Origin of the sequence: Bradyrhizobium sp. AUGA SZCCT0431, from assembly GCF_018131065.1 — a bacterium.
Taxonomy (GTDB): Bacteria; Pseudomonadota; Alphaproteobacteria; order Rhizobiales; family Xanthobacteraceae; genus Bradyrhizobium.
On record NZ_JAFCLR010000077.1, the window covers coordinates 1 to 10,118 of the forward strand.

Genomic DNA, 10,118 nt, shown 5'->3' on the forward strand with positions numbered 1-10,118 from the left:
GGCGATGGTGGCAAGAAAGCCCGTTCACCAGGGAGAGCTCGATATAAGCCGTAAAGCCATTGCGCAGGGAAGGCCGGGTGTTCTCCGCTGGACCTGTATGCTCGTGTGCATTTTGTTTTGTGCAAACCGCACGCGAGACCGCGGGTGCAGCGCGCACCCGGTCTTCCCTGCGCCCTCTTATTGAGAGGGCAAGGAATCTTCTGGCAAAGCTCGGGCGCAATGCGTCGCGAGATCGCGAAACTGCGTTTAGACCACGGTGCAGCAACAAACACCGCCGTCGTCCCGGCGAACGCCGGGACCCATAACCACAGGAAGACGTTTTGCGAACGGTCTCTGTCACCGAGCCTCTATCGAAATATCACGCGGTATGGGTCCCCCGATGCGCAATTGCGCATCGGCGTTCGCCGGGACGACAATGTACCTGTGATCTCGCGCACATTCAAAGCGCCGCCGGCCACCGGATTGAACCCATGTGCGTTCAGAGGTCACTGACGCATGAAACAGTGTGACAACGCGAGACGAACCAATGCAGACGGCCACAACGAGAAAAGCAGGAATCCTGTTCGCCGTGCTGGCGACCATGTTCGCCGCATCCCGCGCGGTGGCGGCTGAACCCTGCAGCACGACGCCGGCGCGCTTCAACATTGCCGAGACGCTGTGGCACGCGGCCGAAGAACATCCGGTCCATGTCACCTTCACCACCCGGACCGAGGGCGTGAAAATGCCGGGGTATCTCCTGGAAAAATATCCGAACGAGATGACCGTCGTCCTGCAATATGAATTCGGCAAGCTGACCGTGAAGGACGACCGCTTCGAAGTGCTGGTGTGGTTCAAGGGGTATCCGGAACGGTTCGTCGTCCCCTTCAACGCCATCAAGGCGTTCTATGACCGGACCGAGTTGAAGTGCTCGGGTAGCTGATGAAGAATTCGTAGCCCGGATGAGCGAAGCGACATCCGGGAATGATCGCGCTAATGGTCCCGGATTTCGTTTCACTCATCCGGGCTACAAGATCTATTCACTCAGGCGTGGCGCGACGGATCAATGCGCAGAGCCCGGTCATGCGGGCGATCGGATGTTCGACAAACAACCGGCACGATTTCAGCACGCCCGCAAGCGCGTCCGGCGGCGTCGCAGGCTTCAATTGCGGCGCCAGCATCGCGCCATGCGCATGCCCGAGCGCGCGTGTCGCACGCGTCAGCGCATCGAGCCGGCCGTCGGCTTGCAGCGGCACCAGCATGGTTCGCACCAGCGCCAGATACGCCGGCCAGTACGCCAGATGCCGATACATGCTCGCAATCAATTGCGGTTCGGCGTCCTCGCCAAAACCGTTCAATTCCGCAACCAACCGCGCCACCTCGGGATCGAGCGCGTCCATCGGCGGCAGTTCCGGAATCTTGACGCCGGAGGGCGGGGCTGCGGAGCCGGCAGCCGTCACTGTAACGGCCGGGCGCGGTTCGAAATGCGCGAGCAACGCCGACAGCACGGTCAGCGCCAGCGCGTTGGTGTGTTGATAGCTGTCCAGCACATTGCGAATGATGGCCTGGTCGGATTGATCGATGCCGGCGGCGAGCAACGTGTCGGCGGAAAATCCGGGCAGATCGGGCAAGGCGATCGTGCGCCTGACGGATTCGGCATGCAGCGGTGCGGCGCCGAGATAAAGCGGCCGCACCGTGGCCCAGGTCCAGGGCAGCGCGCCCGGCATGGTCGCGAGGTTGCGCCAGATCAGATTGACGACGCTGGTGCCGAGCACCTTTCGGATGTCGGCGTAGATGTCGGCGATTTCACCGCGCGCGTCGGCCTCAACGATCGAGGGAACGCTCTCCTGCCCTTGCATGATTCCCGCTCAGTCCCGAAAGCTCGCCGCCACGGTGCCGAGCCCCTCGAGCTCCATCACCACCTTGTCGCCGGCGTTGAGCCACACGGTCTTCACCAGGCTTCCGGTGAGCACGATCTGCCCGGCGTGCAAACCCTTGCCCTCCTCGGCCAGATGATTGGCGAGCCAGGCCAGCGCATTATGCGGATGCCCGAGCACATCGGCGCCGGTGCCGCGCCCGACTTCGGTGCCGTTGATGATGGCCCGTCCGACCACCTTGAGCAGATCGGGCGCGTTGTTGCGCGGTATCGCCTTGCCGAGCACGCAGCCGGCGGCGAAGAAATCATCGGCGACCAGGGTCGGTGCGCCCATGGTTTCCCATTTGACGTAGCGATCGTCGACGATCTCGATCGCAGGATAATAGGCCTCGATCGCCTCCATCACCCACTCGGCGGTGAACGGCGATTCCGACGGCAACAGGTTGCGCGCGAGTCGGACCGCGATTTCGCACTCGACCCCGACGCGGACGTAATCGCCGAAACGCAGCTTCGCGCCGGAATCATGAACGCCCTTTGCGAACACGCCGCCGCCGCAGGGATGGGGGATATCGAGATATCGCTGCATCACCGAGCTGGTGCAGCCGATCTTGTAGCCGACCAGGCTGCCGACCTGCGGCAACAGCAGATCGTGGACCGCGCGCTGAACCTTGTAGCCCTCGGCCTCGTCCTGCGGCACGAGTTCATTCGAAAGCGCCGGCAGCGGGTTGCGGCCGCGGCGCGCGGTGGCGATAATTTTGGCGGCCGCGAGAATTTTGTCCATCGGCGGCAGCTCTCTCGTTGCAAACCGGCAGTACTGGCCGCGCGCTGCGGTCAGATGCCGGAGGTTACTCTACTCGTCTCTATACACCTTTTCACGCTTCTCATGACGCTCCTGCGCTTCCACCGACAGCGTTGCGATCGGGCGGGCTTCCAGCCGCTTCAACGAGATCGGCTCGCCGGTCTCCTCGCAATAGCCGTAGGTGTTGTCTTCGATACGCTGCAGCGCGGCGTCGATCTTGGAGATCAGCTTGCGCTGGCGGTCCCGGGCGCGCAGTTCGATCGCGCGATCGGTTTCGGAAGAGGCGCGATCAGCCAGATCGGGATGATTGACGTTCTCTTCCTGGAGGGTCTGCAGGGTGATCTTCGATTCCCGCAGGATCTCGTCCTTCCACGCCAGCAGCTTGGCGCGAAAATAATCGCGCTGGCGGTCGTTCATGAAAGGCTCTTTTTCGGAGGGTCGATAATTCTTCAACTTTTCCAATGTCAGCCCATCTTCGCGTGCAAGGCGAGACGGAAAATCGTCCGTCCGCGCGCGCCTTATATAGCGGCGAGTTGTGACAGACAATATCGGCCCTGGGGCAAGGAAGGCCGCCCCGGAGCGCATACACAGGCAAAACTGTGCACCGCAGCGGGGCAGCCCGCCCGGTCAGTAACCGACGGTAAAACGCCGGCGGATATGGGCCGGACGCTCGATTTCGTCGGCGAGTGCAACTGCGAAGTCCTCGTAGGAAATCCAGCTTTTGCCGTCGGACGCGGTCAAAAGCTGGTCGGTCCCGAGCCGGAACTTGCCGGTTCGCTCGCCGGCCGTGAACAGGGCCGAGGGCGACAGGAAGGTCCAGTTCAGCTCCTTTTCCTGCCGCAGCAGGTCGAGAAAGGCGCCGCCCTTCTCGGCCTCGGCCTTGTATACCACGGGAAAGTTCGGCGTCGTGACCAGCCGGACGCCCGGTGCCACCTCGAGGCTGCCGGCGCCGCCGACCACGAGGTATCGGCCAACCTTCGATTCGCGCGCCGCGCCAATCAGCCGGGCGGGGTCGCTGTCGAGGAAATGCACCGAGCTGATCGCGGCGTCATGGCCGGCGAACAGTGCGGCCAGGCCGGCCTGGTCCAGCACGTTGCCCTCCTTCGCCGTGACGTTCGGCTGGGCTTTGATCTTCTCGAGGTGGCGGGCGATGGCGGTCACAGCGTGGCCGCGGCTGGCCAGTTCGGTGACGATGCGCGAGCCGGCATTGCCGGACGCGCCGACGACGGCGATCTTCATCTTTGGTCTCCTTGCGATGGGATGGATGTGGTATCCAATGGTGACTAGATAACGCAAAGAGCGTAGGTGTTAAGAGAGCACTTTGAACTCACCTGATTACGCCGGAGTAACCGCCATGAAGGCTGGAAATACCAAAGCCGGAAACATGAAACCCGACGCCTATGCCGCCAATTGTCCGACGCGCCAGATTCTCGATCGCGTCGGCGACAAATGGGCGGTGCTGATTCTGCTCTTGGTGCGCGACGAGCCGATGCGCTTCAATGCGCTGCGCCGCGCCATCGAAGGCATATCGCAGAAGATGCTGTCGCAGGTGCTGAAGAGTCTGGAGCGCGACGGGCTGATCAAGCGCCGCGTCATCGCAACCGTGCCGGTGACGGTGGAATATTCGATCACGCCGCTGGGGGCGACGCTGTCGACGGCCGTCGACGCCTTGCGCGATTGGGCGGAAAGCAATCTGAAGGAAGTGCTGAACGCACAGCGCCGCTACGATGCGCAGCGCAATGCGATGGCGGCGTGAGACAAACAGGATGAAGTGAACGCGAAGCCTGGAACTGCCCGGCCTCTAGAACTGCCCGGCCTTGGCCAGCTCGACTTCGACCCGAAGCTCGATCTCGGCCAAGACGGCATCGAGGCCGGGATCGCCGGAGGAGGATTTCAAATTGGCCGCGGCATCGCGCAGCCGGTTCATGGTGGCGGTATCGAGATTGCCGGACAGCAGCCCGAGCTTGAGCTCGTCGAGCACGTCGAGCGCGCCGCGCCCGCGCGCCACCGACCGCTTGCGGCGCTCGGTCGGATCCTCGACGCCCTGCATCGCCAGCAGCGCGTCGATGCTGCCGGCGGCTTTCGGCGGGGCCGCCGAGCGGGTCTCGTCCGGCGTCGCCGGCGCATCCGGCAGCGAAAACCCGGTCGAGCTGGTTCGCCGCGTGCTGCTCGCGGGCGATCCAAGCGTGGTGCCGTTCGGTCCGTAGATGCGCATCGTCGTGAATCTCGCCGGTCGATTGCAGGGAGCTTCGCCGCTTTATGGTTAATGCCGCGTAAACGACCCGGCAAAATCTGCCGCCGCGCGGCAGTTTCGCCGGTGCCGCGAGATCGGCCGGATCGCGCACCAACACCTAAAGCATAGCATTTTCAACAGACTAGGACATCGATTCGGCGTGGCACGGCGTTCGCATAGTTAATCGCGGACTACCGTCATGGGAGTGGCGTGTGGTCCGGGAAGACTTCAGGGGAGCATTCGGATGCCCGGCATCCATACGGCGAGAGTGTTACGGGTGGGCTGCGTCGCGCTGCTGGCGCTGGCGTTGTCGGCCATGTCCGCAGGCGCGACCTCGCGGATCAAGGACCTCGCCAATATCGAAGGCGTGCGCCAGAACCAGTTGATCGGCTACGGCCTCGTCGTCGGCCTCAACGGCACCGGCGACACGCTGAACAACATCCCCTTCACCAAGCAGTCGCTGCAGGCGATGCTGGAGCGCATGGGCGTCAACATCCGCGGCGCCACCATCCGCACCGGCAACGTCGCCGCCGTGATGGTCACCGGCAATCTGCCGGCGTTCGGCACCCAGGGCACGCGGATGGACGTTACCGTCTCCGCTCTCGGCGACGCCAAGAACCTGACGGGCGGCACCCTGCTCGTCACCCCCCTGCTCGGCGCCGACGGCAATGTCTACGCGGTGGCGCAAGGCTCGCTCGCCATCGGAGGTTTCGCGGCGGAAGGCGCCGCCGCCAGTATTACCCGCGGCGTGCCGACCAACGGCCGCATCCCCAACGGCGCGATCATCGAGCGCGAGATCGAATTCGCGCTCAATCGCCTGCCCAATGTGCGGCTGGCGCTGCGCAACGCCGATTTCACCACCGCCAAGCGCATCGCCGCGGCCGTCAATGATTTCCTCGGCGTAAAAACCGCCGAGCCGATCGATCCCTCCACGGTGCAACTGGCGATCCCCGCCGAGTTCAAGGGCAACGTCGTCGCCTTCCTGACCGAGATCGAGCAATTGCAGGTCGAACCGGACCTCGCCGCCAAGATCGTGATCGACGAACGCTCCGGCATCATCGTGATGGGCCGCGATGTGCGCGTCGCCACCGTGGCAGTGGCGCAGGGCAACCTTACGGTCTCGATTTCCGAGAGCCCGCAAGTGAGCCAGCCCAATCCGCTGTCGCGCGGCCGAACCGTGGTGACGCCGCGCTCGAGCGTGTCCGTTTCCGAAGACGGCAAGAAACTCGCGGTCGTCAAGGACGGCGTCTCGCTGCAGCAGCTCGTCGACGGCCTCAACGGCCTCGGCATCGGCCCGCGCGACCTCATAAGCATCCTGCAGGCGATCAAGGCCGCCGGCGCGATCCAGGCCGACATCGAGGTGATGTGATGCAAAGCAGCTTGAACGGCATCAGCCATTCGTACGCGAAATCCACGTTGATCAACGGCCGCAACGATCCGCAGCTGGCCGAGGCCCTGACCAAGGTTTCGCCCGAGGCGCAGAAGAAGACCCGCGCCAAGGCACAAGACTTCGAGGCGATGTTCCTGAACTCGATGTTCTCGCAGATGACCACCGGCGTCAAAGGCGAAGGCCCGTTCGGCGACACGACCGGCACCGGCGCCTGGCGCTCGATGCTCACGGATGAATATTCGAAGTCGTTCGCCAAATCCGGCGGCATCGGAATCTCCAACGACGTCTTCCGTACCTTGATCCTGCAGCAAGCCAATCGCGCCGGCTGACATAAGGGAATCCGTCATGAATCAGCGTCCACAAGCCATGCCCGCCGCCGCACCGGCACGGGCGATTTCCACGCCGGTCGAGGCCCGCAAGCTCGCTGAAGACCTGATGGACGTGATGAGCGGGCTGCTCGGCATCATCGAGCGCGAAACCGAACTGGTTCGCGCCGGCAAGATCCGCGAAGCGATGGAGCTTGAAGGCCAGAAGGGCGAGCTGTCGCGCCGCTACATGGTCGCGGTCGAGCATCTGAAGAACTCGCAAAAATACCTGGCGCAGGTATCGCCGGAATTGCTGACCACGCTGCGGCGCCATCACGACACGTTCCGCGCCATGCTGCAGGTCAATCTCACGGTGCTTGCGACCGCGCATGCGGTGTCCGAAGGCATCGTGCGCGGCGTCAACGTCGAGATCCAGCGCCGCAACATTCCCAACACCTATACGGCGAGCGGCCAGCGCGCGACGCCCGGGCCGCGCAACATGACGCCGCTCGCGGTCAGCCGTTCGCTTTGAACATCTAAAATTTTCGACAAATTCGCGCCCCCGTATATGCACGGGATTCAGCGCGTTCCCTAACACCGCGTTGAGGGGTGGGAAGCCATATTGCGGTTTGAGAGGGGTTGGGATTTGACTCGAAGGAAGCCTGGAGGCTGCCATGAGTACAGATTTCAACATCAAACCGGTGGGGGCACCGGTCGCCGCGCCGATCGTTCAACCGATCAGCGAGGCGGCGCATAATGCGGTCGCGACCCAATTGCCGGCGCCCCAGAGCGTGGTCGCATCGGATGCGGGCGCGCGCGCCAGCGATTCCAGTGCGGTGAACGTTTCGATTTCGGCTGCGTCCGTCTCGATTTCGGCTGCGTCCGTCTCGAATCAGGTGGTGATAGATCGTGACGCGCGAGCGGTCGTCTATCAGGTCGTCGACAACAGGACGAGCCAGGTGGTGAAGCAATTCCCCGAGGAAGCCGTGCTGCGCCGCCGCGCCTATTTCTACGCGCTCGACCTCAGCAAGGACGCGCCGCAGCGTCTTCGCGCCACCGACCGGCGGGCTTGATTCAAAAAGCTTTGAGAATTCCGCTCACCTGCTCTGCTTCGCATAGGCGGTATCGAGCGACGTTCCGCCGGTTGCCGGGTCGGTGACGACGTTCTTGATGACCGCTGTTCCTTCCTTGATCACCATGAATTTCATGTCACCGATCCGAAACGCATTGTCCCTGATCAGAACGTCCGCGTATTTGTTGGTGCTGCCGCTCTGGTAGTGGACCTTGGCGCGAAACCCCGTGATGTTCGAGACCGTGACCTTGAACGACTTGTTGTCGGCGTATTTTCCAGTCCAGGTGCCCTGATAGAGCGTGGGATCGACCGGCGCATACGGCGTCTTGGATGGAACCGCCATTCCCACGGTCTTGTAGTTGGCCGACAGGATGCTGAAAACGTCAGCCATGGTCGAGCCCCCTTAACCGGTCAGCCTCGGCCCGACAGGCCCGCAGCCAGGTTGCAGTTGATGTCGATCAGCGAGTTCAATTTGGCCGGATCCGGATTCATCTGCATCTCGATGGTCTGCTTCATCACGAAGACGCCGATATTGGCGATGTTCTGACGAACTTCCATCGGCTGCGGGTTGTCGTTGGTCTCCACGGCGCTCATGAAGATCGACCAAAGCCGGCTGTTGAAGAGCAGCGCGTTGTGCATGTTCTTGTCGGGACCAGCCCAGTTGGCCTGAACGTCCTGAAGTTGTCGTGCGGCCTTCAGCAGCGCTTGCGCTTCGATTTCACGGGGAGAGGCTGTCGTTTGTGACGTGCGAGCGTAGGCTTGGGCTGCATTGGACATTAACTGACCTCGATGGGAGCGATTCGCAGAACCGCGGGGCTTGAAAACTGCCCAACTTTCATACAGGTCGCGTCTTTAAATATGGTTAGCTGCGGTTGCCAAATGTGTCCATAAATCGGCGGTAACCGCTACGCCGCCGACTCAAAAGAAAGCGGCGGGGTCTCCCCCGCCGCCCTCGACTTTTCTCTGGTCGCCGCTAGGTCCGCAGGAGCTGGAGCACGCTCTGCTGCGACTGGTTGGCGAGCGCCAGCGCGGACACCGCGATCGACTGGCGGGTCGACAGCGCCTGGCTGTTGGCCGCTTCCTCGTTGGTATCGGCCAGCGTCAGGTTGGCCGAGCCGTTTTGCAATACGTTGATCAGGTTCTTGTTGAAGTCCTGGCGGATCTGCACGATCGACAGGTTCGAACCCAGTGCCGAGGCGTGCGTCCGCAACATGCTCGACGCGTTGCTTATCTTGTCGATCGTCGCCTTGGCCGAGGCATTGTCCAGGAAGTCAGTGCCCGCCACCAGCGGAGCAAGGCCAAGGCCGGCCGCGCCAAAGGTCACGCCCTTGATGTTCAGGATGGACTTGCCGGTCTCGTTAAAGGTCAGCTTGAGATCATCACCGTTCAGCAGGTTGATGCCGTTGAACGAGGCATCCTGCGCGGTCGTCGTGATCTGGGCGATGATGTCATTGTACTGGGCCACCAGGTTGGCGCGAACGGTCTGCGAAGCCGCGTCGGCAACCGGCGCAGCGACGGCCCCAAAGGTCAGGGTACCACCGCCGGTGTTGGTGAAGGTAACTGCACCGATCGTGGACGACGCCGTATCGTTGGTCGTGGAAATGACGAGCCGGTTGGTGCTATCGAGGCTGGCCGAATAATCGCTGGCCGCCAGCGCCGTATTCAAGTCAGCAAGCGACGAGGTCGCCGTGAAGGTGAAGCTGAATGCCGCATGGCCAGCGGAAGCCGCGATCACCAACTGGTCGGTGGCGTCAATGACGGTGCCGTCAACGAGGTCGGCCGCGGTGCCGCCGCCGAGCGCAGTCGAGGTCACCGTCGACTTGGTCGAATAGCCACCGGTCGTCTGCAGCACCTGGTTGGCGATCGACTTCGCGGTATCGACCAGCTTCTGCAGCGAGGTCAGGCCGGTGTTGGCAGCCTGCAGCACCTGTACGCCATTGCCAATGCCATCGAGCAGGTTGTTGATGTCGCTGGCGCGGTTATCGAGCCCCGCGGCAGTGAAATAGTTGGTAGGATTGTCGAGCGCCGTATTGACCTTCTTGCCGGACGAGAGGCGGTTCTGCGTGGTGGCGAGCAGGTCCGCGGTCGACTGAAGCGAGAGCAGGTTCTGGCGAACCGAGGCCGAAAGAACAACGGACATGTGTCAAACTTTCCTAGTTTATGTCCTCAGTTCTAGTCAGCTTCCTTTAAATTAAGGTAAACGCCGGCTTAAGCGATGTGATTAACGCTTCCTTACCGGAGGGCGCGCAGCGCTTTTTCGCCCCGTTTCGGCCCTGGAAAACAAAAAAGCGGCGGGGTTTCCCCCGCCGCTTGATCTTGAGATGTCGTCGAAATCAGCGCAGGAGCTGAAGCACGCTCTGCTGCGACTGGTTGGCGAGCGCCAGCGCGGACACCGCGATCGACTGGCGGGTCGACAGCGCCTGGCTGTTGGCCGCTTCCTCGTTGGTATCGGCCAGCGTCAGGTTGG

General features: G+C 62.6%; 15 protein-coding genes. 6 read left to right on the forward strand and 9 right to left on the reverse strand.

What is annotated here, in order from left to right; genetic code table 11:
- Positions 1-526 precede the first annotated feature (526 nt).
- On the forward strand, positions 527-919 hold the full coding sequence (locus JQ567_RS37460) for a ClpXP protease specificity-enhancing factor SspB (protein WP_212443467.1): 393 nt from the start codon (positions 527-529) through the stop codon (positions 917-919).
- A gap of 97 nt (positions 920-1,016) precedes the next feature.
- On the opposite strand, the gene JQ567_RS37465 is transcribed toward JQ567_RS37460, so the two are convergent.
- The 4 genes from JQ567_RS37465 to JQ567_RS37480 form a co-directional block, all read right to left on the reverse strand.
- Positions 1,017-1,835 carry a hypothetical protein gene (locus JQ567_RS37465; protein WP_212443468.1) on the reverse strand — a complete coding sequence of 273 codons (819 nt, stop codon included), beginning with the start codon at positions 1,833-1,835 and terminating at the stop codon, positions 1,017-1,019.
- Positions 1,836-1,844: 9 nt separating this feature from the next.
- Positions 1,845-2,633, reverse strand: coding sequence for a 2-keto-4-pentenoate hydratase (locus JQ567_RS37470; protein ID WP_212443469.1), 789 nt, complete (start codon positions 2,631-2,633; stop codon positions 1,845-1,847).
- A 69-nt stretch (positions 2,634-2,702) separates the two neighbouring features.
- Positions 2,703-3,068, reverse strand: a complete 366-nt coding sequence (gene dksA / locus JQ567_RS37475; RefSeq protein ID WP_092509290.1) for an RNA polymerase-binding protein DksA — start codon at positions 3,066-3,068, stop codon at positions 2,703-2,705.
- 210 nt (positions 3,069-3,278) lie between these two features.
- Positions 3,279-3,890: an NAD(P)-dependent oxidoreductase gene (locus JQ567_RS37480; protein WP_212443470.1), complete on the reverse strand. Its 612-nt coding sequence runs from the start codon at positions 3,888-3,890 to the stop codon at positions 3,279-3,281.
- A 145-nt stretch (positions 3,891-4,035) separates the two neighbouring features.
- Between JQ567_RS37480 and JQ567_RS37485 the strand changes: the two genes are divergently transcribed.
- On the forward strand, positions 4,036-4,407 hold the full coding sequence (locus tag JQ567_RS37485) for a helix-turn-helix domain-containing protein (protein ID WP_192740311.1): 372 nt from the start codon (positions 4,036-4,038) through the stop codon (positions 4,405-4,407).
- Between the two features lie 45 nt (positions 4,408-4,452).
- On the opposite strand, the gene JQ567_RS37490 is transcribed toward JQ567_RS37485, so the two are convergent.
- Complete coding sequence (locus JQ567_RS37490; RefSeq protein ID WP_212416763.1) at positions 4,453-4,866, reverse strand: flagellar assembly protein FliX; 414 nt, start codon at positions 4,864-4,866, stop codon at positions 4,453-4,455.
- Positions 4,867-5,128: 262 nt separating this feature from the next.
- Here JQ567_RS37490 and JQ567_RS37495 point away from each other — a divergent pair, with 262 nt between their 5' ends.
- The 4 genes from JQ567_RS37495 (at position 5,129) to JQ567_RS37510 (ending at position 7,652) form a co-directional block, all read left to right on the forward strand.
- A complete protein-coding gene (locus tag JQ567_RS37495; RefSeq protein WP_212443471.1) occupies positions 5,129-6,253 on the forward strand; it encodes a flagellar basal body P-ring protein FlgI in 1,125 nt (374 codons plus the stop codon).
- Positions 6,253-6,603 carry a flagellar assembly peptidoglycan hydrolase FlgJ gene (flgJ, locus tag JQ567_RS37500; protein WP_212443472.1) on the forward strand — a complete coding sequence of 117 codons (351 nt, stop codon included), beginning with the start codon at positions 6,253-6,255 and terminating at the stop codon, positions 6,601-6,603. The genes JQ567_RS37495 and flgJ overlap by 1 nt, the downstream gene beginning before the upstream one ends.
- 16 nt (positions 6,604-6,619) lie before the next feature.
- Entirely contained in the window at positions 6,620-7,111 is a 492-nt protein-coding gene (locus JQ567_RS37505; protein ID WP_212443473.1) for a hypothetical protein, read from the forward strand.
- Between the two features lie 142 nt (positions 7,112-7,253).
- A complete protein-coding gene (locus tag JQ567_RS37510) occupies positions 7,254-7,652 on the forward strand; it encodes a hypothetical protein (protein WP_212443474.1) in 399 nt (132 codons plus the stop codon).
- 24 nt (positions 7,653-7,676) lie between these two features.
- On the opposite strand, the gene JQ567_RS37515 is transcribed toward JQ567_RS37510, so the two are convergent.
- The 4 genes from JQ567_RS37515 to JQ567_RS38785 all read right to left on the reverse strand — a co-directional run.
- The gene (locus tag JQ567_RS37515) at positions 7,677-8,042 is read right to left on the reverse strand and encodes a hypothetical protein (RefSeq protein WP_212443475.1); all 366 of its coding nucleotides are present in this window, start codon (positions 8,040-8,042) and stop codon (positions 7,677-7,679) included.
- Positions 8,043-8,062: 20 nt separating this feature from the next.
- The gene (gene flaF / locus JQ567_RS37520; protein WP_212039225.1) at positions 8,063-8,428 is read right to left on the reverse strand and encodes a flagellar biosynthesis regulator FlaF; all 366 of its coding nucleotides are present in this window, start codon (positions 8,426-8,428) and stop codon (positions 8,063-8,065) included.
- A 196-nt stretch (positions 8,429-8,624) separates the two neighbouring features.
- Positions 8,625-9,791, reverse strand: a complete 1,167-nt coding sequence (locus tag JQ567_RS37525) for a flagellin (protein WP_212443476.1) — start codon at positions 9,789-9,791, stop codon at positions 8,625-8,627.
- Positions 9,792-9,984: 193 nt separating this feature from the next.
- Positions 9,985-10,118 (reverse strand): flagellin (locus JQ567_RS38785; protein ID WP_283816624.1); only part of this gene is annotated, 134 nt, incomplete at its 5' end.

Excerpts from the sequence above, each read along its gene's own strand:
- flgJ (WP_212443472.1), top strand. The coding sequence starts at position 6,253 with ATGCAAAGCAGCTTGAACGGCATCAGCCATTCGTACGCGAAATCCACG.
- JQ567_RS37495 (WP_212443471.1), top strand. The coding sequence starts at position 5,129 with ATGCCCGGCATCCATACGGCGAGAGTGTTACGGGTGGGCTGCGTCGCG.
- flaF (WP_212039225.1), bottom strand. The coding sequence starts at position 8,428 with ATGTCCAATGCAGCCCAAGCCTACGCTCGCACGTCACAAACGACAGCC.
- JQ567_RS37515 (WP_212443475.1), bottom strand. The coding sequence starts at position 8,042 with ATGGCTGACGTTTTCAGCATCCTGTCGGCCAACTACAAGACCGTGGGA.
- JQ567_RS37465 (WP_212443468.1), bottom strand. The coding sequence starts at position 1,835 with ATGCAAGGGCAGGAGAGCGTTCCCTCGATCGTTGAGGCCGACGCGCGC.
- JQ567_RS37505 (WP_212443473.1), top strand. The coding sequence starts at position 6,620 with ATGAATCAGCGTCCACAAGCCATGCCCGCCGCCGCACCGGCACGGGCG.
- dksA (WP_092509290.1), bottom strand. The coding sequence starts at position 3,068 with ATGAACGACCGCCAGCGCGATTATTTTCGCGCCAAGCTGCTGGCGTGG.
- JQ567_RS37525 (WP_212443476.1), bottom strand. The coding sequence starts at position 9,791 with ATGTCCGTTGTTCTTTCGGCCTCGGTTCGCCAGAACCTGCTCTCGCTT.
- JQ567_RS37490 (WP_212416763.1), bottom strand. The coding sequence starts at position 4,866 with ATGCGCATCTACGGACCGAACGGCACCACGCTTGGATCGCCCGCGAGC.
- JQ567_RS37480 (WP_212443470.1), bottom strand. The coding sequence starts at position 3,890 with ATGAAGATCGCCGTCGTCGGCGCGTCCGGCAATGCCGGCTCGCGCATC.
- JQ567_RS37485 (WP_192740311.1), top strand. The coding sequence starts at position 4,036 with ATGAAACCCGACGCCTATGCCGCCAATTGTCCGACGCGCCAGATTCTC.
- JQ567_RS37510 (WP_212443474.1), top strand. The coding sequence starts at position 7,254 with ATGAGTACAGATTTCAACATCAAACCGGTGGGGGCACCGGTCGCCGCG.
- JQ567_RS37470 (WP_212443469.1), bottom strand. The coding sequence starts at position 2,633 with ATGGACAAAATTCTCGCGGCCGCCAAAATTATCGCCACCGCGCGCCGC.
- JQ567_RS37460 (WP_212443467.1), top strand. The coding sequence starts at position 527 with ATGCAGACGGCCACAACGAGAAAAGCAGGAATCCTGTTCGCCGTGCTG.